Below are 21,808 nucleotides of genomic sequence, written 5' to 3'. Positions count from 1 at the left end.
CGCTTACGCGTGCGCCGGCTGCTGGGCGCCCGCATCGGCTCCGGCCGGCGCGGCCGCCTTGCCGCCGGCACCCGACGCGTCGCCGACCAGCTTGCCGTCGGTCGGCGTCGCCGGCAGCGGCTTCACGTCCTTCGCGTTGCCTTCGGTGACGACCGGCTTGGTCGCGGCCTCGGTCAGGAAGTCGATCACGCGCATCAGCGCTTCGGGCGGCGACTGGCGCTTCACCTGCGTATGGATCGAGTATTTCGCGCGCGTGTCGGTGCTGCGCGTCTGCTCCGCCTTGTGCGACACGCGCCCGGACACGCTGACGCTGATCGGCCCCCAGCCGAACTTCGCCTGGAATTCGCCGCCGGCTTCGGTCGACGACGACGACTTCTCCGACTGCGTGATCTCCATCTCGAAGTCGATCGTGCCTTCCTCGATCGCGATGATCGGATGGACGATCGCCGCGAGCAGCGGGATGCGCATCGTCTTCTGCACGACGCCTTTCGACACGCCGCTTTCGTCCACCAGCGTCTCGTCGTAGTCGAACTGGACGGCCACGGCCTTGCCGCCCTGGATGCAGACCTGCATCAGGAAATCCGCGTAGCTCTTTGCGGCCTGCGTCTGCGCGCTGATCATCGCCTTTAACGGGCCGGCGATCATTTGGTCCATGGGTAAAGCGTTAATCACCGAGCCAATGAAATTCGCGTCCATGAATAAACTCCTCTTCGTGTTGAAGACAACGGAAATTCGCTGTCGTTATTCACATTAGGAAATTGAAGACGTTTACCAAATATGACGTCCGTCACGTCCGGCGGCCCGGGCCGGCGCGCGGCGGGCATCGGTACGCGCGGCGGGGCGCGGCGTGGACGAATTAGGCCATTCGTCACGGAGCGACGGGCCTAGTGCGCGGTGTGTAAAACAGCGGTAAAAAAAACGCCGGGTAGGGAAGCAAAAAATCCTAAACCGAGCATCCCGATTTCGAGGAAACCGCGCAATGAACGTTCTGATGATCGATAGCCCGCCGTTATTCGTCGCGGGCGTGGCGGACGTACTGTGTAAACGCGATGTCGACTGGCATGTGTGGTCGGCCCGCCGTCCCGAGGACGTCTTGCGCTTGCGCGACGCGTTGCTGCCCGGGACGGTCGAGGCGATCACGATCGAATGCGGCGAGCACGCCGCACGGCCGAGCTGGCCGAGCGTACTGAACGAGACGTTTGCCGGCGCACCGTGGCTGTGCGTGGTGGCCGCCGTGTGCCGCCGCACGATTGCCGATGCGCTGCTGGCGGGGGCGGCCGGCATCATCGACCGGCACGCGAGCGCGGACGAATTCGCGGATGCGCTCGGCCGCGTCGCGGCCGGCGCGATCTACGTGCCGCCGAACGACGGCGGCGCGACGCAGGCGCCCCCGGGCGGCGTGCCGGCCGGCGACGATCGCGCATTCGAGCGCCTCACGCCGCGCCAGCGCGAGGTGCTGCGGCTGCTGGCCGAAGGCAAGTCGAACAAGCAGATCTGCCGTGTACTGAATGTCGCGGAGGGCACGATCAAGAACCATCTGTACGCGTTGTTCCGCCAGATCGGCGTGAGCAACCGGACGGAGGCCGCATTGTGGCTCGCGCGCCACGTTCCGGCCGAGCCGGCCGGATTCACGTTCGCGCCGGCGTGCCATTCGCCCGGCTGATGCGTGCGACGGGCGCACCGATCGGGCCGGCACGCGAGCGTGCCGCGGGCGAAGGCGGGTTTCGCGCGGCGGCGGCAACGGTGCGCCCGCGCCGCGTCGCGCTACTGCCGGGGCGCGTCGGGCGGAAGCGGATCGTCCGCGGCCGACGGCGCGGGGTGGGCCGCGAGCATCGCACGCGTGAATTCGGCGAGGCGCGCGCGGACGGCCTCGGCGGATGCCGCGCCGTCGAGCGATTGCTGCAGATCGAGCAGGTTGGCCGCCAGTTCGCCCTGCCACTGCGCGCGTTCGCTGGCGGCGCGCGCGCGATTTGCGGCGAGCGCCGCGCCGACGTCGGTCGAGCGGTCGCCCTGCACCAGCGTCTCGAGCGTCTCGACGAGCCTTTGCAGCACGCGATGCACGGCCGTCGCCGAGAAGCCGCCGAGCATCGCGAGCGCCGGCCGCCCGAAGTTGTGCATGCTGCCCTGCGCGAACAACTGGGCCGGCAGCATCTGGACGATGATCAGGCCGGCGATCACGCCGAGAATCAGCCGCGCGCCATACGATGCGTCGTATTTCGGATCGTAGGTCGACGCGGCGACGTAGTGGTGCGCCTGGAACAGCGTCGCGAACGACGCGCCGAGCCCCGCGCAGCACAGCAGGAAGGTGGTGTTCCACAGCAGCTGCACGCCGTTGGATTGCAGGAAGCCGCGCTCGATGTTCTCGCCCGACACATGCGGCGACAGGCTCGTCAGCACGACCGCGAGCAGGAAACCGAGCGCCGACCCGGTCAGCAGCCGGATCAGCGGCACCGGGCCGAGCCACGCGAACGGGTGCGCCTGGCGCCGGTGCATGTCGAGCAGCGTGACGGCCTGCGGCGTCGCGGGCGCGACGAGCGTCGCGAGCTTGCGGTGGATCGCCGCGAGCGCGTGCTGCTGCGCGGGCGCCAGCGGCGTGGTGGTCGACGCGCCCGGCGCCGGGTTGGACGCCGGGTTGGACGAAGCGGCGGCCGCGATCAGCGCCGCGAGCCGCGCGACGAGTTCGGGCTCGATCGGCAGCCCGTGATGGAGCGCGTAGCGCGCCATCGCCTCGCATTCGTCGCACAGCTGCGCGGCGAGATCGTCCGGCGCGCGTGGCGGCTCCTGCAGCGCCGTCCGCGCGCGCCAGCGCCCGAAGCGCGGGGCGCCCATGTCACGGTGCGCCGTCCGCATCCGGCACGTCCACGTCGAATGCGTGGATTGCGACGCGTTCGCGTTCCGCGCTCGACAGGTGGCGCACGCACGGCGCTTCGGCGACCCGCTGCCAGTGCGTCTGCGTGCGGTCGACCGCGAACACGACGACTTCCTTGTGGCGGCGGCCGTCGTTGTGCGCGATGTATTGCAGCGAGTCGGGCACGTCGAACGCGTCATCGGTCGGATTCACGCCGTACGACAGCACGAAGTCGAGCACGAGCGCGCCGTCGTCGAGATGCGGCGGCTTGACGTCGTTGCCGGGATACTCGCGCCATTCGAGGAAGTCGAGGCAGATGTCGATGCCGAACGGCGGCGCTTCGCCGAGCCGATTGTCGAAGCTGTCCGACAGGCGCGGGCCCTGATACGGCGACGACGGCGGCGCGTCGGCCGTCGCGCTTTGCGGCGACACGTCGCTCGTCTTCAGCACCTCGACCAGCGTGCCGTCGCCGAGCTGGAACGTGTGGGCGAGCGGCGTCTCGAGCGCATCGACCGAGTCGCCGTAGTCGATCCACGACGTATGCCGCTTCGGCCAGATCGCCGCGCGGCGCGTTCCGTCGTCGTCGCCGTCACCATCGCCCCCTGCGCCGCGCGCGAGCGGCGGCAGGAAATTGGTCGTCGCGAACGTGAAATTCAGCGACACGTACGGCCCGACGAACGCGCCGTCATCGGGCACGTCGGCCGCCGTCTCGTGCTTGACGAGCATCGCGACGGTACCGGGCAGGAACACGATCGGCCCGTACTGATCCACCGGAAAGCGATCGGCGACCGCGCCGATCGCGCGCCGCACCGGATCGAGCTGCAAGTCGACGATCGCATGGAGTTCGTCGACGTCGTTCAGCGCGTCCCACGGCACGTTCCAGTAGAACTCGGGCGCGGTGACGAACGTGACGCGGCGTGCATCGTCGTCTTTCGCGTCGCGCCGCACGGCTTCGAACGCGCTCGACAGCGCACCGTTCAGGTGATTGAACAAGACCCCCTGCACGCGCGCTGCATACGCATCGAGCGCTTCGTCGGGCGCACGCAGGGGTTTGCAGTCGCATGAATAGCGCACGGAAACGATTCGGACTGGCTGTTTCATGACGGTTTCCTCTTCCTTGATGATGGCGGCGCGGCGCTTCAGGCCGCACCGCCGCGGCTTCAAACGGACGTGATGTCGGTGATCCAGAACCACGGGTTCGCGTACGGCCCGTCGGTGACCTTGGCGACGGTCTGTCCGGGCCCCGGATCGAGCGTGCCGGGCACCCAGGCTTCGTAATGGATCGGCGAGAAGTACAGGCGGCCGAACACGTAGTCGAACGCGATGCGCGCGCGATTGCCGCCGCGGAACAGCGCATTCGTGCCGGCGGTGTATTCGACGTAGCCGGTCGTTTGCGCGCCGCCGCCGCGACCGTTCGAATTCGCCTTGAACGTGGCCGCATAGCGTTCGTACAGCTTCGCGCGCTCGGTGAGCCCGGCGAACGGGTCCGTCGCCGTGCCGTAGGTGAAGGTCGGCAGGTAGCGCGGCACGTTCTGGTGGATCTGCCGCATCGCGCCGAGCACGTCGCCGCCGATGTGGCGCCCGGACGGGCCGCGATCGACGACGCGCGCGGACGTGGCGATTTCGGACATCAGCGCCCGCAGCTCGGGCGGCGCGTCGAGCCGCGCGAACGGAATCACGTACATCGGCAATGCGCAGCCGGTCTGCTGCTTGCCCGCGCGCGGCGTATCGCCGGCATTCGCGATCAGGCCCAGTACGAACGCTTCCCAGCGCAGCGACGCGTTGAAGTCGAGTCCAGACATGAGTGGCTCCTTCGCCGGCATCAGGCCGGCTCGCCGAGCGGGAAACCCTTCGCCGCCCAGTTGTTGAAGCAGGCCGTGCGATCGTCGTTCGGCGCGTAGGTCGCGAGCGTGCCGTCGAGCAGGCCGGCGATCGCATGCTCGGTGCGCGCGAAGCGCAGCGCCTCGGACAACGCGATCACGAGCCGTGTGAGATCGGGCTTGAACGGTGCGGGCTTCGATGCGTCCGCCGGCTTGAGTTTCGACAGCGTCCACACGGCCTGATGGAGGTTGCTCGGATTGATCGTGGGCAAGGGATCGGTCGCGTAGCCGAGCCAGCCGTACGAACCGTCGCCGCCGAGCGCTGCCGCGCCGGCCGGCGTGCCGCCCGGAAACGGCCGGATGTCGAATACGAAGGTGCCGCCCTGGCTGACGAAGCCGAGCGTGTACAGCGACGCGTCGACGGCGGGGCCGTTCTTCGCGGCTTGCCACGCGAGGTTCAACAACAGCGACACGCGCGGCGCGCCGGTGTCGTCGCCGATCACGACGTCGACGGCTTGCCGCGTCGCGCGCGTGCCGTTCTGGCGGATCGCGTTGCGCAGCGCCGTGAGGTCGTCCTGGTAGTCACGGCCGGTGGTGAGTCGAAGTTGCACGATGTTCGCTCCTGCAGATAACCCGGCGTTGCTCGGCCGTCGAGACGGCGCGCGGGTCGAAGCGAATGCGCTGCCGTGCGGCCACTGTGCGTGGTGCGCGGCGGGCGAACAATGCGGCAGAAGTCATTGGCCGGGGTGTGACCGAACACCCGGGAAGCGGGTGTCGGATTCGGTCGGCGCAGGTGGAGAAGGGGAGAAGGTTCGAAGGTGCGAAGGGGCGAGGCGACCGCGTGTGGAAGATCGGCGACTTCGGCGGCGTGCTTCATGCGTTGCCGGGCGGCATGAGCGCCGCGCGCCGAAAAGCACAACGGCCAGATTTGCCGGTAGCGGCAAACCTGGCCGTTGGCGTGACTGCCGCCGAATGCGTGTTACTCGAACGTTTCGAGCGCGAGCAGTTCGTCGATCGTCTGCCGGCGGCGGATCAGCCGCGGCGTGCCGCGATCGACGAGCACTTCCGGCGCGAGCGGCCGGCTGTTGTAGTTCGAGGACATCGACGCGCCGTAGGCGCCCGCATCGTGCAGGAACAGCAGGTCGCCGATCTGCGGCTGCGCGAGCTTGCGGTGCGTGACCACGCCGCCCGCGTCCTGCGTGAACACGTCGCCGGACTCGCACAGCGGCCCCGCGATCGCGATGTCGACGAGCGGCCGGCCGGCCGGCAGCGCGCCGTCTTGCGTGTGGACGGACACCGCATGGTAGCTGCCGTACATCGACGGCCGCATCAGGTCGTTGAAGCCCGCGTCGATCAGCACGAAGTCGTGCTTCGGACGGCGGTTCACGGCCTGCACTTCGGTGACGAGCGTGCCGGCCTCGGCAACGAGGAAGCGGCCCGGTTCGATCTCGATGCGCACCGCGTGGCCGAGATGCCGTTCGATCCGCTTGCGCGCGGCATCCCACTGGCTGAAGTAGTGACCGACGTCGACGCGCGGCTCGCCGTCGCGATACGGAATCGACAGCCCGCCGCCGGCGGAAATCGCTTCGATGTCGTGGCCGAGCGACGTGACGAGGTCGACCATCGCATCGCACACCTGAGACAGGTGGCCGTAGTCGACGCCCGAGCCGATATGCATGTGGATGCCGACCAGCTTCAGCCCGTACTGGCGCACGATCTCGATCGCGCGCGGCACGTCGTCGATCCAGATCCCGTGCTTGCTCTGCGGGCCGCCGGTGTTGGTCTTGTTGCTGTGGCCGTGGCCGAAGCCGGGATTCACGCGCAGCCACACGCGATGGCCGGGCGCATGCTCGCCGACGCGCGCGAGCATGTCGAGCGAGCCGGCGTTCACGGTCACGCCGTGCTTCAGCACGGCCGCGAGCGTCGGGCGGTCGATCAGGTCGGCGGTGAACACGACGCCTTCCGGCTCGCCCGCCGGACTGAACCCGGCCGCGAGGCTGCGCTCGATCTCGCCGAGCGACACGGCGTCGACGCACGCGCCTTCCTCGCGCATCAGCTTCAGGATATGCAGGTTCGAGTTCGCCTTCTGCGCATAGCGGATCACGTCGAACTGGCGCAGTTGGGCGATGCGGTCGCGGATGACGTCGGCGTCGTACACCCACAGCGGGGTGCCGTATTGCTGCGCGAGCGTCGCGAGCTGGCGGGAATCGAGGGACATGGCGGATGAATCGGATCGAATGAACGGACAGCGTGAATGATGCGCCTGAATGGCTATACAGTAAAATGCATGTTTTTCGACATTCGATGCATTTCTGATATAGATAGCCATGCTCACACACCGGCACATCGAGGTCTTCCGCGCGCTGATGGTCACCGGCAGCACGACGCGCGCGGCCGAGATGCTCTATACGTCGCAGCCCACGATCAGCCGCGAGCTCGCGCGGATGGAGCAGGTGGTCGGCTTCGCGCTGTTCGAGCGCTCGCACGGCCGGTTGCGGCCGACGATGGCCGCGCTCACGCTGTTCGACGACGTGCGGCTCGCGTATGTGGGGCTCGAGCGCGTCGCGGCGACGGCCGCGCGGCTGCGCGAGTTTCGCGACGGCCAGTTGTCGGTGATCGCGCTGCCGGCGTTTTCGCACGCGATCCTGCCCGGCGCATGCCGGCGCTTTCACGACGCGCATGCGGGCGTCAGCGTGTCGGTCGCGACGCAGGAGTCGCCGGTGCTCGAAGAGTGGCTGACCGCGCAGCGCTACGATGTCGGGCTGACCGAGCACGACGTCGCGCCGGCCGGCACCGTGCTCACGCCGCTGCTCGAAGTCGACGAGGTGTGCGTGCTGCCGGACGGCCATCCGCTGCTCGCGCAGCGCGCGATCGATCTCGCGGATCTCGCCGATCGCCCGTTCGTGAGCCTGTCGCTGAACGACCCGTACCGGATCCTGATCGACGAGGCGTTCGCGCAGCTCGGTGTCGCGCCGCGTTCGGTGGTCGAGACGCCGTCGGCCGTGTCGGTGTGCGCGTTCGTCCGGCAGGGGCTCGGCGCCGCGATCGTCAATCCGCTGACCGCGCTCGATTTCGTCGGGCGCGACCTGCACGTGCGGCCGCTCACGCGCTCGTTTCCCTACCGCGTCAGCGTGATCGTGCCCGAGCACCGGCCGAAGAGCCTGCTCGTCGACGCATTCGCCGAAGCGCTGCGCGGCGAAGCGCAGGCGATTCGCGAGCGGCTCGCCGCGCTGCCGGGCTGACGATAGCCGTATGATGGGCGTTTCGCTGCGCGCAGCCTGCTCCTCTTCGTCATCTTCACGGAAACGGAACCCGTCATGACCGATGCTGCATCTTCCCTCGAACAACCGACGCTCACCGGCGAGCGCATCGCGCTGCGGCCGCTCGAAGCATCCGACCGGCAGGCGTTGCTCGATGCGGCGGCGGACGGCGAGCTGTGGAACCTGAAGGTCACGGTCGTGCCGGGCGAGGAGACGGTCGACGCCTATCTCGATACGGCGCTGCAAGGCCGCGCGGCCGGCACCGTGATGCCGTTCGTGATCGTCGAGCGTGCGTCGGGCCGCGTGATCGGCAGCACGCGTTTCTGGAAGATCGACCGCAAGCACCGCAAGCTCGAGATCGGTCATACGTGGCTGAGCGAATCGGCGCAGCGCACGCGTGCGAATACCGAAGCGAAATGGCTGCTGCTCGCGTATGCGTTCGACACGCTGCACTGTGTGCGCGTGCAGTTCACGACCGACGAGCTGAACGAGAAGTCACGCGCGGCGATTCTGCGGCTCGGTGCGAAGCAGGAAGGGATCGTGCGTCACGAGCGGATCATGCCCGATGGCCGCAAGCGCAATTCGGTACGCTTCAGCATCATCGACGACGAATGGCCGGAGGTGAGCGAGCGGTTGCGGGCGAAGCTCGCGACCTGACGCGAGGCGGGTGCCGCGTGCGTCGCGCCGCCGCAAACGGGGCGGCGACGCGACGAGGGGGGAAGCGGCGTGCCGCGCGCGATGCGCGGCGGGGCAGCGCGTTACTGCGCCGATGCGAGGTGATGACGCTGCGCGAGCTTCTGCGCGGCCGCGTAGTGCGCCTGCAGGATCGGCAGCGCCTGGCGTGCGACTTCCTTCAGCTTCGTGTCGCGGCCCGACGCGATTTCGGCCTGGAATGCCGAGATCGTCTTCTGCTGGCCGGCGAGCGCGACCTGCTCGATATACGCCTTGTCGAATTCCGCGCCGCGCAGGGTCTTGATGCTGTCCAGCACGGCCGTGTCGGGATCGTTGGCCGGCACGTCGACGCCGCGCGGGCTGGCCGCGCGCATCGCCTGGATGATCTTCTCATCGTCGGTCGACACGCGTTGCGCGAACGCCTTCACCTGGCTGTCCGACGTGCGCGAATCGGCGATGCGTGCGGCGTCGTGCTGGGTCGACACGGTTTTCGTGCCGTCGTTGATGAAGGCCTGGTCGGCTTCGTGGATGCGCGTCTGCGTGGCGGCGGCCGGTGCGGACGGCGCCGGTTGCGCGGTTTGCGCGGTCGCCGTCACGGCGACGAGAAGCAGGCCAGCGGCAGACAATGCAAGGCGCGAGACTTGGGGAAAGCGGTTCATGGGACCTCCTTTCTATCGGGGCTCTGATTAACGGACGGATCGCGTGATCCGCAGCTGTGCGAGAGACCGGGCGCGCCCGGGCCGGGCTCGATCGCCGCTCTGCCGCGGCGGCGTTCGAAGTGTTTCCCGGCCCGACTGATTCTAGGAGAGCGCTCAGGTAGCAGGTGCAACCGCGCTGTGGTTTGTGTAACGGTTGGTAAGACGAAACGATGGGTGCGCGCGCGGCCAGGTAGGGCGTACCTGTTGCGTGCATCGTGGCGGCAATTTTTGCGTGCGCGGCGTGCATGTGATCGCTGCGATGCGCGCGCGTGTCATCGACGTTTCATCGTTTCGCGGGCGGGTTGTTTCGCGATTCGTCGAATCGAGCGCGCGATTCGTACGGCGTCCTCACACGCGATCGAGCAATGCGTCGAGACGCGGCAGCAACGGCGTCGCGCAATGCGCCTGCAGCGCGTCGGGCGCCGTGTAACCCCATGCGACACCTTGGAATGCGATACGCGCGCGGCGCGCCGCTTCGGCATCGCGGATCTCGTCGCCGACATACAGCACGTCGTCGGGCTGCATGCCCGCTTCGCGCACGAGCGCGCGCAGCCGGCGCGCCTTGCCGAACAGCGGAATGCCGCACGCGAACGTGTCGACGCAACGGCTCGCGTGCGGGCCGAGCCGGTCGCGCACGATGTCCTCGGTGTTCGACGTCGCGACCGCGATGCGGATGCCGCGTGCGGCGAGCGCGTCGAAGGTCGCGTCGACGCCGGGGAACAGCTTTACGTGCGCGATGCGCGGCCGCATCAGCCGGCGCATGTCGAGCGTCACGCGCGGCACTTTCCACATCGGCACCTCGAGCGCGCGGATGATCTCGCGTGCCGACATGCCGCGCAGCGCCGGGCGCAGCTCGGGCGTCGCGTCGCGAAAGCCGTGCAGGCGCGATGCCTCCGTGAGCGCCGCGAGAAAGCAGTCGAGCGAATCGGCGAGGGTGCCGTCGAAGTCGAACGCGATGAGTCGATAGGGCATGAAGCGATGCCGCGAGTTGATCGAGCCGGTGACGATATCACCGAATCGAGCCGCGTGGCCCGCGCGAGCGGTTGGGTCCGCGGCGAAGCGGGATGGTCGTGCAGCTTCCTTGCATCGGACGGAATGCCGCCCGCGAAACGCGGTGCATGACATAACGGGCGTGAAAGCCCGGTATGCTGTCGACGCTATCGTTTCCCCCCGTTTCCTTCGTCTGGACTTCCCTGAAATGAAAATCGCCCGTGCCCGTTCCGCGATGTGGATGCTTGGTGTGTTCGTCGCGTTGACGTCCGCGACGCCCGCGGCCGCCGCCGCGGAGAAGCGCTGCGGATGGCTCGAGAATCCGACGCCGGCCAACTGGTGGCTCGTCGACAAGGACAACAGCTGGACGCTGTCGACCCAGGGCAGCCCGCCGGTGCCGGGCCTCGACGAGATGCCGGACATGTCGACGCGCGGCTGGGTCGTCACCAATGCGGGGATGCACGGTTACGGCTGCGCGTGCCTCGACCTGGAAATCGACCCGCGCACCCGCGCGGTGACGCGGATCGTGGCGGCCCGGCCGCTACCGCTGAAGCGTTGCAAGGCTGATCGGGCGTTGCCGGCGCCGTAAGGGGGCAGGTTGGTGGGAGCGACGCGATCGTGAATCGGCGGCATCGCTTGTCGCCCACCCGGCGCCGCGCTATCGTTGCTGCTCCACCCCGAGCCGACCGGAGAGCCGACGTGCCCGCAGCCACCCCCGCCCCGCTGAGATTTTCCACCGACAAGCGCGAGCTCGACATCGACGCGATCTTCGATTTCCTGCACCGCGATGCGTACTGGTCGCAGGGCATTCCGCGCGACGTCGTCGAGCGCGCGATCGACGGCTCGCTGTGCTTCGGCGCGTATGTGGGCGACCGGCTCGTCGGGTTCGCGCGGCTCGTGACCGACCACGCGACGTTCGCCTACCTGTGCGACGTATTCGTCTTGCCGGCCGAGCGCGGCAACGGCTATGGCCGCGCGCTGATCGACCACGTATTCGCGCAGCCGATGGTGCAGGGCCTGCGCCGCATCATGCTCGTGACGACCGACGCGCACGAACTGTACCGGCCGGTCGGCTTCGGGCCGTCCGCGAATCCCGAGCGGCTGATGGAGATCCGCCGCCCCGATATCTACGCGAAACGCTGACGCGCGGCGAGCGCATACAATACGCGCTTTCGTTTTTGCCGAAGGGAAGCAGATCATGACCGAACAGGAAGCCGAACAGCTCGCCACGCATCGTCACTACAAGGGCGGGCTGTATCGCTACATCGGCGTCGCCCGTCATTCCGAAACCGAGGAATCGGTGGTCGTGTACGAGCATCTGTGGCCGCATGCGCGCGGCTTGTGGGTGCGGCCGGAAGCGATGTTCAACGAGAACCTGCCGGACGGCACGCCGCGCTTTCGCAAGCTGCGCGACTGAACTGAGCGCGCCCGCCGACCGCACGACGAGCGGTGCCGGCGCCCGGCCTAGCCGGCGGCGCCCGGCGTGTCGCGCGGCGCGGACTCCCGGTGCATCGCCAGCGCGAAGAAGCGCCGGATTTCGTCCATCAACTCCGCACGCGCCGATGCGAAATCGAAGGCGCGCCGGTTGTCGTGCGCGAAGCGCCGGCGCCACTCGTCCGCCGCATGCCGTGCTTCGCGTGCGCGCAGGTCGTCGAGTTCGGGCGTGCGCAGTGCGTGGTCGGCAATCAGCGTCACGCCGTCGCGGCTGACTTCCAGCAGGCCACCCGCGACGAGCAGCCGGCGGTGCTCGCCGCCCGGTGCGGCAACGAGCGTCACGACGCCGGGCCGCAGCCGCGTGAGCAGCGGCGCGTGATGCGGGTAGATGCCCAGCTCGCCGCTTTCCCCGGGCACGACGACGAAATGTGCGTCGCCCGAATACAGCACGTCTTCCACGCTGAGGATGTCGAGCTTCATCGACGTCGGCATGCGCGCCTCCTTCAGACCGCCGCCGCGCCGGCGACGATCTCGCACAGCTCGGTGGTGATCTGCGCCTGGCGCGTCTTCTGATACAGGTGCCGCAGCTCGCGTAGCACGCGATCGGCGTTCTCCGTCGCGGTCTGCATGCTGAACATCCGCGCGCACTGCTCGCACGCGTAATTCTCGACGACGGCCTGGTAGAGCGTCGCCTCGACGTAGCGCAGCAGCAAGGTATCCACGGCCGGCTTCGGTGCGGGCTCGTACAGATAGTCGGATGTCGCGGTGTCGCCGGGCGGCGTGCCGGTGTCGAGGCCGGTGAGCGGCAGCACCGCGTCGATGCGCGGCGAATACGCGAGCGGGCTCGTCAACTGGTTGTACGCGATGTGCAGTTCGTCCAGTTCGCCGTTGACGAATGCGGTGAGCGGCACGAGCAGCGCGCCGAGCAGCTGCTCGAAGTGCGGCGCGGCGGCGAGGCCGCTGGCGCGGGCGGTGATGGTCGCGCCATGGCGCATCAGCGGCGCAATGCCGCGTGCGCCGATCACGCTGAGTTCGCACGCGACGCCGGCGCGGTTCCAGCGTTCGAGCGCATCCACGCATTCGACCAGCAGCCGCGTATTGAGCGGGCCGCACAGCCCGCGATCGGTGCTGACGACGATCAGGCCGACGCGGCGCACGGGCGTGCGTCTCGCCATCAGCGCGGAGACGTGGCCGGACCGGTCGCGCAGCACGCGCTCGGCCATCTCCCGGATGCGCGCCGCATAGGGCCGGAAATCGCGCGCCCGCCGCTGCGCGCCCGCCATCTTGGTGCGAGCCATCATTTCCATCGCCTTCGTGATCTTGCGCGTGGACGAGGTACTGCTGATCTTCGAGCGGATTTCGCGGATGTGCATGTGAGGCGGGGAGGCAGGTCGCCCGGTGTCGCCGGTGCGCTGTGGCGACGCGATGTCGGCCGCGAGTGCGGCAGCGAGGTCGGCGGATATCGCGCCGCGGCCATCGAACTGTCATCGCGCGATTTCATGCTATCGGGATTTCACCTGAAACGATTGACCGCGATCAAGCGATCGCTTCCGGTTACGGACCAGAATGGTTTCGCCGATGGTCGCACCGGGCGTTCGATGACCGATTGCCGCCCGCATCGGAAGATCGTTGCGGACGCATCGAAAGACGCAAACGTCACGCATACGTCACGGCCGCGCGCGTGACGTGCGATTCGCCGCGGGTGTAGCGCGGACGATCGTCGCGCAGCCCGCGTACGGCTTTCTCCTTCATGTTCCCAGTAGCCAGGAATTCGATGAATTCGAGCGATACCGATACCATCCCGCCTTCCGCGACGTCCGCCAGCGCGCCGGCGTTGCCGATCTTCTGGCCGATGGCCGCCGCCGCCGAGATGGTCCGGCTCGGCTCGGCACTCACCGCGCGCAACCTGCGTTTCGTCGCGGAAGAGGAGAAGCTGCATTGCGAACCGCATCCGGCGCTGGCGTCGCCGAACCGCGCGCTGCTGGAACTGCGCACGATGACGTTCCGCGATTATTCGGTCGCGCCGGCGCACGGGCTGCCGACGATCGTCGAAGCGCCGTATGCGGGACACCGGGCGATGATCGCCGACTATCAGCCGGGGCAGAGTTTGATGCAGACGCTGCGCGAGCACGGTGTGACGCGCGTGTACCTGACCGACTGGCGCTCGGCGACCGAAGACATGCGGGACCTCGAGATCGACCAGTACCTGGCCGAGCTGAACGTCTGCGTCGACGAGCTCGGCGGCCGCGTGAATCTCGTGGGTCTGTGCCAGGGCGGGTGGATGTCCGCGATGTATGCGGCGCGCTTTCCGCACAAGGTCGCGAGCCTCGTGCTCGCGGGCGCGCCGATCGACACGGATGCGGGCGACGGTCCGATCAAGCGGATGGCGCACACCTATCCGACGTCGTTCTACGAGGAACTGGTGACGATGGGCGGCGGCCTGATGCGCGGGCGTTTCATGCTGCGCGGCTGGAAGAACATGCATCCCGACCAGCACTATCTCGCCGAGCACGTCGACCTGTACGAACACCTCGACGATGCGGACTACCTGCGCAAGCGCGAAGCATTCGCGAACTGGTACGAAAGTCCGATCGACCTGCCGGGGCGCTGGTATCTGCAGGCGATCGTGCAGATCTTCAAGGAGAACCGGCTCGCGAAGGGCACGTTCGTCGCGCTCGGGCGGATGCTCGACCTGAAGGCGATCACGTGCCCCGTTTATCTGCTTGCCGGCGCTGCCGACGACATCACGACGCAGGAGCAGGTGTTCGCCGCGCAGGACCTGGTGGGGACGCCCGCCTCGCAGGTGACGCGCCAGCTCGTGCCGGGCGGACATATCGGGCTGTTCATGGGATCGCGCACGCTGAAGGACGTGTGGCCGGGCATTGCACGCTGGATTGCCGCGAAGCGGTAGCGGTTGCAGCGGAGGCCCACCGCGCGGTGGGGATGCGCGGCGGCGCCGCGATGCGTCGGTGCGTCGATGGGTCGATGGGTCGATGCGTCGGCGCGTCGGTACGGCAACGGTGCCGGCGCGCACGCAGGCGGCGGGCGAGCGGTCGCGCCGCCGCGGCAGATCAGCTGCCGAGCAGTGCGTCCGCGAGCGCTGGCGGCGCGTGCCCGACCGTCACTTCCGGCGTGCCATGCCACGCCGCCAGCCGTTTCACGGCCTTCGCGACGTCGGCCGCGAGCCCCGTGCCGAACCGCACGCCCGGCTCGACATGCACCGTCTTCAACTCGAACGTGCCGAGCGCGCGATGCGCTTTCGCGTCGACGCGCCCGATCAGCCGGCCGCGATGCAGCACCGGCAGGCAGAAGTAGCCGTAGCGCCGCTTGTGCGCGGGCGTATAGCACTCGATCGTGTAGTCGAACCCGAACAGCGTCGAGGCGCGCCGCCGGTCCCACACCACCGGATCGAACGGCGACAGCAGCGTCGTGACCGTCGAGCGCAGCGTGTCTGCCGCGGCGGCCGGCAGCAGCGCGTCGAGCGAGCGATGCACGTAGGCCGGCTCCTTCCAGTCGGCGACCTCCACCGGGATCAGCTCGCCCGCGTCCGCGAGCTGCTCGAGTTCCGCGCGGTACGAACGGCGCGGCAGCCGGTAGTAATCGGCCACCCAGTCCGCGCGCACGATCCCGAGTGCGCGGCACGTGTAGTCGAGCAGCGCGGGCAGCACCGCGTCGCGCGGCGGCAGGTCGTGCGCATCGTCCCAGTCGGGCAGCACGCGTTCGCGCACGTCGTAGATGCGCTGGAAATTGCGGCGCTCGGACACCATCAGGTGGCCGGTCGTGAACAGCACTTCCAGGTGTTTTTTCTCGGGCTTGCGGTCCCACCAGCCGTTGCCTTTCACCCCGTCTTCGCGGATGAAATCGGCGGACCGCACGGGGCCTTCGTCGCGAATCCGCGCGAGCAGCCGCTCGATCTCGGCGCGGTTCTGCGCGTGCCAGTCGGCCGCGTATTTCCAGCCCATCCCCGACGGATCGAGCATCTTGTAACGCATCAGCCCGAATTGCTCGACCGGCAGGAAGCACGCTTCGTGCGACCAGTATTCGAACAGGCGCGCCTCGGCGAGATGCTCGTCGAGCCACTGCGGGGCGAAGTCGCCGAGTCGGCTGAACAGCACGAGATACGGACTGCGCGCGACGACATGAATCGTATCGATCTGTAACTGCGCCATCCGGCGGATCGTGTCGAGCACGTCGGCCTTGGTGGCCTTGCGGCGGGGCGGGGTCAGCAGGCCCTGCGCGGCGAGATGCAGCGCGCGGGCGGCGGCGGGCGAAAGCGTGAGCATCGGAGCGGCGGCTGAAGGTGGCGGTCGGGCACCACTTTAGCGCGAAAGCGGCGCACGTGTGCGACGCTTTCGCGCGACACGTCTGACAATGCTTGACAGATGCGCGGCGCGACTTTCCCTATAGTGCAGTCATGGCGCGACGAAATGTGCGCGCAACGATTCGGCTTCCGACGCACATATGTCCATGGCACGCAGGAAGCAGATCCGGGATTCTCAACCCCCAACGAGAGACCCGGAGCCCTGAGCGGACATCCATGCGGCTGTGCACCGGCCCCGTGTGGATGTCCGCTGATTTTTTTTGTGTGGCTGTGATTCCGCCGCCTGCCTTTTCCCGCCAGCCAGCCCGTTCATTGCCGCTTGCCGCGCGCGACCTCGTCGCCGGCGCCGGACGGCAGCCGCCGCGTGATCGGAATCGATGCGAACGAACACAGCCCGACCACGACGAACGCGGGCCAGAAATCCGACCACACCATCGTCTGATGCCCCTGCAGCCAGTGCGACAGGTGCAGCACGAGGCCGGCGACCGTCACGCCGAGGCCGAGCGACATCTGCTGTACGACACTGCCGAGGCTCGTCGCGCGGCCTGCATCGGCCTGCGAAATATCCGCGTAGATCATCGAATTCAGGCTCGTGAACTGCAGCGCGGGGAAGATCCCGCCGACCAGCACGATCATCCAGATCGCCCAGGTCGCCATGCCCGGATGGAACACGCCGTAGGCGGCGATCGCGAGCCCGGCGAACGCGGCGTTGTAGATCAGCACCGTGCGAAAGCCGAAGCGACGCAGCGTATGGGTGGCCGTCGAGCGGCTCACCGCGCCGCCGAGTGCCGATGCGCAGGTGATCAGCCCGGAGTGGAACGCGCTCATGCCGAGGCCTTCCTGCAGCGCGAGCGGCAGCAGGAACGGCACGGCGCCGAGGCCGATGCGGAACAGCGACCCGCCGACCACGCTCGCGTGGTAAGTCGGGATCTTCAGGAAACTGAGGTCGAGCACCGGCCGCGCCTTGCGGCGCGCGTACGGCACGTAGAGCGCGAGCATCGCCGCGCCGGCCGCGCACATCAGGAGCGCGTTGCCGCGCGACGTGAGCGCGCCGTCGATCAGCGTGAGCCCCATCAGCAGCAGCGCGGCGCCGCTCGCCGACAGCAGGAAGCCGAACCAGTCGAGCGGGCCGGGATCGGCCTCGTGCGTGTTCGCGATGTGCTTGCTCGCGAGGTAGATCCCGTAGATGCCGATCGGCACGTTGATGAAGAAGATCATCCGCCAGTGCAGGTAGGTCGTGATGAAGCCGCCGACGAGCGGCCCGACCGTCGGCCCGAACAGAGCGGGAATCGCGAGGTAGTTCATCGCGCGCACGAGATCGGAGCGCGGCACCGCGCGGAAGATGATGATCCGGCCGACCGGCACCATCATCGCGCCGCCGACGCCCTGCACGAAGCGCGCGAACGTGAGCACGCCGAGCGAGTTGGAGGCCGCGCACATCAGCGAGCCGGCGACGAAGATGCCGATCGCGGTGCGGAACACGGCGCGCGCGCTGAAGCGGTCGGCAAGCCATCCGCAGATCGGGATGAAGACGCCGAGGCCGACCACGTAGGCCGTGATCGCAATGTTCAGTGTGACGGGATTGTGCCCGAAGTCCCTCGCCATCGCGGGCAGGGCGGTGACGATGATGTTCGCGTCGACGCTTTCCATGAACAACGCACAGGCAACGATGAGCGGTGCTAGAAAGACGGGCGACATGGGCAGGGCGCGCGGTAAAGACGCCATTATGCCCACAATGTGGTCGTTGCGTCACGCGAGACAACGCTCGTTCCGCATGTTGCAACAGTCGTTCCTGTTAGCGCGCGTGGAAGAAGAGACGACTGCGCTGCCGGTGCGGTCCATGACATGACATATGACGCGCGCCCGCGGGGGCCGCCGCGAAACTTGCGTGCGATGCGCGTTTCGTGCGACAGTCGGAACTCATCCGCGGATGACAACGACGCGCATCGATCGACGGCCATCGAGACGAGCGCACGCGCGAACGAGACCCCTGCCGAACCATTGATCATCGAAAGGAGGGGACACGTCATGACGTCACGTCGCGCCGCATCGACCGCATCGCATCCTGCCTCGCATCCATCCGTGCCCGCGCCGCGTCTGCGCTGGGCCGCCGTGCTCGCCGTCGCTTACCTCGCGGTTGCCGGCTGCGCCGCGCAGGCCGACAGTGCGAACCAGGCCGCGAACCAGGCCGCGATGCAGGCGGCCAGCCAGTCCGCCGCGCCCGCCACGGCGCCGGCTTCCGGCACGCTGCTGCCGCCGCCGAGCCAGCTCTACGGCGACCTGTTCGTCGCGGTGCAGACGGCGCAACTCTATCCCGACCAGAAGACCTTCGTCGACGCGACGCCCAACGCCGATCCGGCGACGATCGTACAGTTGTATCAGCAACAGAAGTCGCAGCCGGGCTTCTCGCTGAAGGCGTTCGTCGACCAGCACTTCACGCCGCCGCCGGAAGGCGGGGTCACGCCGCCCGCGAACCAGACGCTGCGCCAGCACATCGACTGGCTGTGGCCGCAGCTCACGCGAACCAGCACGACGGTGCCGCCGTACAGTTCGCTGATCGCGTTGCCGAAGCCGTATGTGGTGCCGGGCGGCCGCTTCCGCGAAGGCTACTACTGGGATACCTATTTCACGATGCTCGGGCTGCAGGTGTCGGGGCGCGAGGATCTCGTCGACGACATGCTCGACAACTTCGCATACCTGATCGACACGATCGGCCACATCCCGAACGGCAACCGCACGTACTACGCGAGCCGCTCGCAGCCGCCGTTCTTCGCGTACATGGTCACGCTCGCCGCGCAGGCCGAAGGCGACAAGGTCTACCAGAAATACCTGCCGGCGCTGCGCAAGGAGCATGCGTACTGGATGCAGGGCGAAACGACGACGCCGCGCGGGCAGGCCGCGCGCAACGTGGTCGCGATGCCGGACGGTGCGGTGCTGAACCGCTACTGGGACGCGAGCGACACGCCGCGCGACGAGTCGTATCTCGAGGACGTGACGACCGCGAAGGCCGTGCCGGATCGCCCCGCGAACGAGGTGTACCGCGACCTGCGCGCGGGTGCCGAAAGCGGCTGGGACTACAGCTCGCGCTGGTTCGGCGACGGCAGGACGCTCGCGACCATCCGCACGACGGCGATCGTGCCGGTCGACCTGAACAGCCTGATGTTCCATCTCGAGACGACGATCGTGAAGGGCTGCGCGGTCACGCGCGACTTCGCGTGTGTCGCGGATTTCTCCGGACGGGCGGCGCGGCGCGCGGCTGCGATCAACCACTATCTGTGGAACCGTCGCGGCTATTACGGCGACTACGACTGGCAGTTGCGCAAGCCGCGCGACGGCGTGACGGCGGCCGCGCTGTATCCGCTGTTCGCGGGTGTCGCGTGGCCCGAGCGTGCGAAGGCGACCGCGCGAGAGGTGCGCAAGACGCTGCTGCAGCCGGGCGGCCTCGCAACGACGACCGCGAACACGGGCCAGCAGTGGGATGCGCCGAACGGCTGGGCGCCGCTGCAGTGGATCGCGATCGACGGGCTGCGCCGCTACGGCGAGCCGGCGCTCGCAAAGGACATCGGCACGCGCTTTCTGGCCGACGTGAAGCATGTATATGCAACCGAAGGCAAGCTCGTCGAGAAGTACGTGGTCGAAGGGGCTGGCGCGGGCGGCGGCGGGGGTGGCGAATATCCACTGCAGGACGGCTTCGGCTGGACCAACGGCGTCACGCTGAAACTGCTCGGGCTGTATGGCGAGTGACCGGCCGCGTGCATTGCATGCACGCACCTGAACGAGCACGGGCCGGATCGCCGCGCGCGCGGCAGTCCGGCCCGTTTCGCATGCGCGGATGTCAGAACGTGATCGTCGTGCGCACGCCGACCACCGTTTCGTCGCCGATGCGCGCGCCGGCCGCGTTCGGGTCCGGAATGCCGCCGCCCGGCCGGAAGAAGTGCTGCAGGTCGGCCTGCACTTGCCACCACGGCGCGACCTGGTACTGGTAGGTCGCCTCGATCACCGTTTCCGCGCGCCGCACCGGATAGCCGGGCGTCGCAAGCCTGCCGGTGTCGCCGTCGAGCGCACGCGCATGCGAGCCGATCTTCGCGTAGCCGACCGCGATGCCGGCCGTATCGTCGTCGCGGCCCTTGAACGGCGCCTTGAGCGTCACGCCCGCATTCGCCGCGAAATCGACGACGTTGCGATCGCCCGGCGCGCCCATCACGCGCGCGAACACGCCGACCGAGCGCGGGCTGTCCGCCGACGGCCGCCATACCATCTGATCCGCAACCGCATAGAAACCGTAGTTGCCGCGATGCGTGGCGGGGATCCCGTTGCTGGCCGGATCCGCGAGCGACAGCCCGTCGGTGCCGACGCGCGGATCGTTCGCGTGCTGCGACTGATACCAGAAGCCGAGCTTGTACGTGCCGGGCAGGCCGGCCGGTTGCGGTGCCTTCGGGTCGGCGGGCGGCGCGTTCAGCGCGTACTGGAGTTCGCCGATCACGAACGCGCCGCTGCGCAGGTTGAAGTTGGTGCCGTGCGCGTTCAGCGCCTGCGCATCGCCGTCGCTGCGGCCGGCCGGGTTGCCGTCGAACACGCCGACCATCGCGGTCCACGCGTCGGCCGGCTTCACGCGCAGCCGCACGCCGAGCGACGACAGCGGATAGGCAGCACCGCCGGCCGGCAGGTCGGTCGCCGGCAGCACGGGCCAGCCGAACGTCGCGTTCATGAACGTCGCCGCGTACTGGCTGACCATGAATTCCTGGTCGACGCTTTGCTGGCCGACCTTCACGTCGGCCTTGCCGGCGAGGAACGCCTGCTGGTACCAGAGCTCCCACAGCCGCGTGGTCGAATTCGCCTCGATGCCGGTCGCGGTCTGCAGCGTCTGCAAATAGCGCTGCGTGAGGTTGGTGCCGTGGATCTGCAACCCGGACACGTTGAACGTGCCGCCCGGCAGGCCGATCGCCTTCTCCGTATCGACGTTGAAGCCGAATTGCGTGAGGCCCTGGTAGGCACCGCCGCGCTGCGTGCCGCCCGCGGCGTTGTACAGGTACTCGCTGGTTTCCTGCAGGTTCAGCGTGACGCCGTGATCGCCGAGCACGTCGCGCAGGCCGCCCATGTTGCCGAGCAGGTTCGACCGTTCCCAGAAACCGGTGGGGGCGGGCGCGGCAGCGGCGGCTTGGGCGGGGGCGGCGGCAGTGTCGCTGGCTCCGGCCGCCGGTTCGGCCGCGCTGGCTGGTGACGACGATTGCGCGAACGCAGGCGCGGCCGCGAGCGACAGCAACAGCGCGGCGAGCGTGTCGAGGCGCGCTGTGCGCGGCGCGGATGCGAAGCGATTTTTCATGCGGGCTCCATGATTCGAGTGATTGGTTTGGCTGAAGCAGTGAAAACGTGAAGCGATGGCGCAGGTGCGGGCGGCGGCGCGCGGGCATGCTGCGCGTTGCGCGCGCGACCCGTTACGGCAGCCAGCCGCCGATCCGCCATACGTGCGTGAAGCCGAGGCGCGATGCGGTCGCACAGAGCAGCGCGACGAGCGCGACGGCGGCCGCCATCGCGCCGGCCAGCACGCAGTCGAGCGGGCGCGGTGCCGCCGGCAGGTGCGCGAGCGCGCTGCCGCGCCAGTTGCCGAACGTGTGGGCGAGCGGTGCAAGGGCCGAAGCGAACGAGCGGTCGGACACGACACGCGCGAGTTGCTTGAGTCTGACCATGAGCGATTGAAACAACATGACGTGCCTCCGTCCGGTCCGGCGCATGCCGGACGACGTGATCGAGCGCGGGTGCATGAC

23 protein-coding genes are annotated in these 21,808 nt (G+C 68.4%); 9 read left to right on the top strand and 14 right to left on the bottom strand.

The annotated features are described in order from the left end of the window. Nucleotides 1-3 precede the first annotated feature (3 nt). The gene (locus U4Z31_RS28050; RefSeq protein WP_124485342.1) at nucleotides 4-696 is read right to left on the bottom strand and encodes a DUF2589 domain-containing protein; all 693 of its coding nucleotides are present in this window, start codon (nucleotides 694-696) and stop codon (nucleotides 4-6) included. 283 nt (nucleotides 697-979) lie between these two features. Here U4Z31_RS28050 and U4Z31_RS28045 point away from each other — a divergent pair, with 283 nt between their 5' ends. Further along, a complete protein-coding gene (locus tag U4Z31_RS28045) occupies nucleotides 980-1,663 on the top strand; it encodes a helix-turn-helix transcriptional regulator (RefSeq protein WP_044847586.1) in 684 nt (227 codons plus the stop codon). A gap of 101 nt (nucleotides 1,664-1,764) precedes the next feature. On the opposite strand, the gene U4Z31_RS28040 is transcribed toward U4Z31_RS28045, so the two are convergent. The 5 genes from U4Z31_RS28040 to lysA all read right to left on the bottom strand — a co-directional run bounded on the left by U4Z31_RS28040 (nucleotide 1,765) and on the right by lysA (nucleotide 6,886). Continuing rightward, a complete protein-coding gene (locus tag U4Z31_RS28040) occupies nucleotides 1,765-2,829 on the bottom strand; it encodes a hypothetical protein (RefSeq protein WP_321812030.1) in 1,065 nt (354 codons plus the stop codon). A gap of 1 nt (nucleotide 2,830) precedes the next feature. After that, nucleotides 2,831-3,949, bottom strand: a complete 1,119-nt coding sequence (locus U4Z31_RS28035) for a hypothetical protein (protein WP_321812029.1) — start codon at nucleotides 3,947-3,949, stop codon at nucleotides 2,831-2,833. Nucleotides 3,950-4,008: 59 nt separating this feature from the next. Continuing rightward, nucleotides 4,009-4,650 (bottom strand): hypothetical protein, encoded by a 642-nt coding sequence (locus U4Z31_RS28030; RefSeq protein WP_321812028.1) that lies wholly within the window; start codon nucleotides 4,648-4,650, stop codon nucleotides 4,009-4,011. Between the two features lie 20 nt (nucleotides 4,651-4,670). Beyond that, nucleotides 4,671-5,279, bottom strand: a complete 609-nt coding sequence (locus U4Z31_RS28025) for a ribosome-inactivating family protein (protein WP_321812027.1) — start codon at nucleotides 5,277-5,279, stop codon at nucleotides 4,671-4,673. A gap of 368 nt (nucleotides 5,280-5,647) precedes the next feature. Next, a complete protein-coding gene (gene lysA, locus U4Z31_RS28020) occupies nucleotides 5,648-6,886 on the bottom strand; it encodes a diaminopimelate decarboxylase (RefSeq protein WP_124485349.1) in 1,239 nt (412 codons plus the stop codon). Between the two features lie 109 nt (nucleotides 6,887-6,995). Here lysA and U4Z31_RS28015 point away from each other — a divergent pair, with 109 nt between their 5' ends. Then, nucleotides 6,996-7,910: a LysR family transcriptional regulator gene (locus U4Z31_RS28015; protein WP_124523022.1), complete on the top strand. Its 915-nt coding sequence runs from the start codon at nucleotides 6,996-6,998 to the stop codon at nucleotides 7,908-7,910. Between the two features lie 75 nt (nucleotides 7,911-7,985). Then, nucleotides 7,986-8,585, top strand: a complete 600-nt coding sequence (locus U4Z31_RS28010) for a GNAT family protein (protein ID WP_321812026.1) — start codon at nucleotides 7,986-7,988, stop codon at nucleotides 8,583-8,585. Between the two features lie 101 nt (nucleotides 8,586-8,686). Here the strand turns inward: U4Z31_RS28010 and U4Z31_RS28005 are convergent, their stop codons facing one another. Both U4Z31_RS28005 and U4Z31_RS28000 read right to left on the bottom strand, forming a co-directional pair. After that, the gene (locus U4Z31_RS28005) at nucleotides 8,687-9,259 is read right to left on the bottom strand and encodes a DUF4142 domain-containing protein (RefSeq protein ID WP_124485352.1); all 573 of its coding nucleotides are present in this window, start codon (nucleotides 9,257-9,259) and stop codon (nucleotides 8,687-8,689) included. Nucleotides 9,260-9,646: 387 nt separating this feature from the next. Further along, on the bottom strand, nucleotides 9,647-10,270 hold the full coding sequence (locus U4Z31_RS28000; RefSeq protein ID WP_321812025.1) for an HAD hydrolase-like protein: 624 nt from the start codon (nucleotides 10,268-10,270) through the stop codon (nucleotides 9,647-9,649). A gap of 226 nt (nucleotides 10,271-10,496) precedes the next feature. On the opposite strand from U4Z31_RS28000, the gene U4Z31_RS27995 reads away from it, so the two are divergent. The 3 genes from U4Z31_RS27995 to U4Z31_RS27985 all read left to right on the top strand — a co-directional run bounded on the left by U4Z31_RS27995 (nucleotide 10,497) and on the right by U4Z31_RS27985 (nucleotide 11,705). After that, entirely contained in the window at nucleotides 10,497-10,877 is a 381-nt protein-coding gene (locus U4Z31_RS27995) for a DUF4087 domain-containing protein (RefSeq protein WP_257769216.1), read from the top strand. Between the two features lie 110 nt (nucleotides 10,878-10,987). Next, nucleotides 10,988-11,431, top strand: coding sequence for a GNAT family N-acetyltransferase (locus tag U4Z31_RS27990; RefSeq protein ID WP_044847594.1), 444 nt, complete (start codon nucleotides 10,988-10,990; stop codon nucleotides 11,429-11,431). 55 nt (nucleotides 11,432-11,486) lie between these two features. After that, complete coding sequence (locus U4Z31_RS27985; RefSeq protein ID WP_006751720.1) at nucleotides 11,487-11,705, top strand: DUF1653 domain-containing protein; 219 nt, start codon at nucleotides 11,487-11,489, stop codon at nucleotides 11,703-11,705. 47 nt (nucleotides 11,706-11,752) lie between these two features. Here the strand turns inward: U4Z31_RS27985 and atpC are convergent, their stop codons facing one another. Continuing rightward, entirely contained in the window at nucleotides 11,753-12,214 is a 462-nt protein-coding gene (atpC, locus tag U4Z31_RS27980; RefSeq protein ID WP_044847595.1) for an ATP synthase F1 subunit epsilon, read from the bottom strand. A gap of 11 nt (nucleotides 12,215-12,225) precedes the next feature. Continuing rightward, nucleotides 12,226-13,095: an ATP synthase F1 subunit gamma gene (atpG, locus tag U4Z31_RS27975; RefSeq protein ID WP_321798890.1), complete on the bottom strand. Its 870-nt coding sequence runs from the start codon at nucleotides 13,093-13,095 to the stop codon at nucleotides 12,226-12,228. Between the two features lie 479 nt (nucleotides 13,096-13,574). Between atpG and U4Z31_RS27970 the strand changes: the two genes are divergently transcribed. Beyond that, on the top strand, nucleotides 13,575-14,633 hold the full coding sequence (locus tag U4Z31_RS27970; protein WP_415750307.1) for an alpha/beta fold hydrolase: 1,059 nt from the start codon (nucleotides 13,575-13,577) through the stop codon (nucleotides 14,631-14,633). Nucleotides 14,634-14,793: 160 nt separating this feature from the next. On the opposite strand, the gene U4Z31_RS27965 is transcribed toward U4Z31_RS27970, so the two are convergent. Then, entirely contained in the window at nucleotides 14,794-16,005 is a 1,212-nt protein-coding gene (locus U4Z31_RS27965; RefSeq protein ID WP_321812024.1) for a winged helix-turn-helix domain-containing protein, read from the bottom strand. Between the two features lie 347 nt (nucleotides 16,006-16,352). Beyond that, a complete protein-coding gene (locus U4Z31_RS27960; RefSeq protein WP_321812023.1) occupies nucleotides 16,353-17,741 on the bottom strand; it encodes an MFS transporter in 1,389 nt (462 codons plus the stop codon). Between U4Z31_RS27960 and U4Z31_RS27955 the strand changes: the two genes are divergently transcribed. Both U4Z31_RS27955 and treA read left to right on the top strand, forming a co-directional pair. After that, nucleotides 17,692-17,892, top strand: coding sequence for a hypothetical protein (locus U4Z31_RS27955; protein WP_185500302.1), 201 nt, complete (start codon nucleotides 17,692-17,694; stop codon nucleotides 17,890-17,892). The two genes, U4Z31_RS27960 and U4Z31_RS27955, sit on opposite strands and share 50 nt — an antisense overlap. A gap of 179 nt (nucleotides 17,893-18,071) precedes the next feature. After that, complete coding sequence (gene treA, locus U4Z31_RS27950) at nucleotides 18,072-19,787, top strand: alpha,alpha-trehalase TreA (RefSeq protein WP_044847601.1); 1,716 nt, start codon at nucleotides 18,072-18,074, stop codon at nucleotides 19,785-19,787. Between the two features lie 91 nt (nucleotides 19,788-19,878). On the opposite strand, the gene U4Z31_RS27945 is transcribed toward treA, so the two are convergent. Further along, nucleotides 19,879-21,366 carry a carbohydrate porin gene (locus U4Z31_RS27945; protein ID WP_321812022.1) on the bottom strand — a complete coding sequence of 496 codons (1,488 nt, stop codon included), beginning with the start codon at nucleotides 21,364-21,366 and terminating at the stop codon, nucleotides 19,879-19,881. A gap of 112 nt (nucleotides 21,367-21,478) precedes the next feature. Further along, complete coding sequence (locus U4Z31_RS27940) at nucleotides 21,479-21,748, bottom strand: hypothetical protein (protein ID WP_321812021.1); 270 nt, start codon at nucleotides 21,746-21,748, stop codon at nucleotides 21,479-21,481. Between the last annotated feature and the right edge of the window lie 60 nt (nucleotides 21,749-21,808).

The organism is Burkholderia sp. BCC1985, assembly GCF_905339915.1.
Taxonomy (GTDB): domain Bacteria; phylum Pseudomonadota; class Gammaproteobacteria; order Burkholderiales; family Burkholderiaceae; genus Burkholderia.
Note: the sequence above shows the minus strand (reverse complement) of the source record. Positions and strands in the feature narration are given on the sequence as shown.

Bases quoted from the DNA above. Each gene is read 5' to 3' on its own strand.
- lysA (WP_124485349.1), bottom strand. From the start codon at position 6,886: ATGTCCCTCGATTCCCGCCAGCTCGCGACGCTCGCGCAGCAATACGGC.
- U4Z31_RS28030 (WP_321812028.1), bottom strand. From the start codon at position 4,650: ATGTCTGGACTCGACTTCAACGCGTCGCTGCGCTGGGAAGCGTTCGTA.
- U4Z31_RS27970 (WP_415750307.1), top strand. From the start codon at position 13,575: ATGGCCGCCGCCGCCGAGATGGTCCGGCTCGGCTCGGCACTCACCGCG.
- U4Z31_RS28040 (WP_321812030.1), bottom strand. From the start codon at position 2,829: ATGGGCGCCCCGCGCTTCGGGCGCTGGCGCGCGCGGACGGCGCTGCAG.
- atpC (WP_044847595.1), bottom strand. From the start codon at position 12,214: ATGCCGACGTCGATGAAGCTCGACATCCTCAGCGTGGAAGACGTGCTG.
- U4Z31_RS27945 (WP_321812022.1), bottom strand. From the start codon at position 21,366: ATGAAAAATCGCTTCGCATCCGCGCCGCGCACAGCGCGCCTCGACACG.
- U4Z31_RS28005 (WP_124485352.1), bottom strand. From the start codon at position 9,259: ATGAACCGCTTTCCCCAAGTCTCGCGCCTTGCATTGTCTGCCGCTGGC.
- atpG (WP_321798890.1), bottom strand. From the start codon at position 13,095: ATGCACATCCGCGAAATCCGCTCGAAGATCAGCAGTACCTCGTCCACG.
- U4Z31_RS27940 (WP_321812021.1), bottom strand. From the start codon at position 21,748: ATGTTGTTTCAATCGCTCATGGTCAGACTCAAGCAACTCGCGCGTGTC.
- U4Z31_RS28050 (WP_124485342.1), bottom strand. From the start codon at position 696: ATGGACGCGAATTTCATTGGCTCGGTGATTAACGCTTTACCCATGGAC.
- U4Z31_RS27995 (WP_257769216.1), top strand. From the start codon at position 10,497: ATGAAAATCGCCCGTGCCCGTTCCGCGATGTGGATGCTTGGTGTGTTC.
- U4Z31_RS28015 (WP_124523022.1), top strand. From the start codon at position 6,996: ATGCTCACACACCGGCACATCGAGGTCTTCCGCGCGCTGATGGTCACC.
- treA (WP_044847601.1), top strand. From the start codon at position 18,072: ATGACGTCACGTCGCGCCGCATCGACCGCATCGCATCCTGCCTCGCAT.
- U4Z31_RS28010 (WP_321812026.1), top strand. From the start codon at position 7,986: ATGACCGATGCTGCATCTTCCCTCGAACAACCGACGCTCACCGGCGAG.
- U4Z31_RS28045 (WP_044847586.1), top strand. From the start codon at position 980: ATGAACGTTCTGATGATCGATAGCCCGCCGTTATTCGTCGCGGGCGTG.
- U4Z31_RS28000 (WP_321812025.1), bottom strand. From the start codon at position 10,270: ATGCCCTATCGACTCATCGCGTTCGACTTCGACGGCACCCTCGCCGAT.
- U4Z31_RS27965 (WP_321812024.1), bottom strand. From the start codon at position 16,005: ATGCTCACGCTTTCGCCCGCCGCCGCCCGCGCGCTGCATCTCGCCGCG.
- U4Z31_RS27960 (WP_321812023.1), bottom strand. From the start codon at position 17,741: ATGTCGCCCGTCTTTCTAGCACCGCTCATCGTTGCCTGTGCGTTGTTC.
- U4Z31_RS27955 (WP_185500302.1), top strand. From the start codon at position 17,692: ATGAACAACGCACAGGCAACGATGAGCGGTGCTAGAAAGACGGGCGAC.
- U4Z31_RS28035 (WP_321812029.1), bottom strand. From the start codon at position 3,949: ATGAAACAGCCAGTCCGAATCGTTTCCGTGCGCTATTCATGCGACTGC.
- U4Z31_RS27985 (WP_006751720.1), top strand. From the start codon at position 11,487: ATGACCGAACAGGAAGCCGAACAGCTCGCCACGCATCGTCACTACAAG.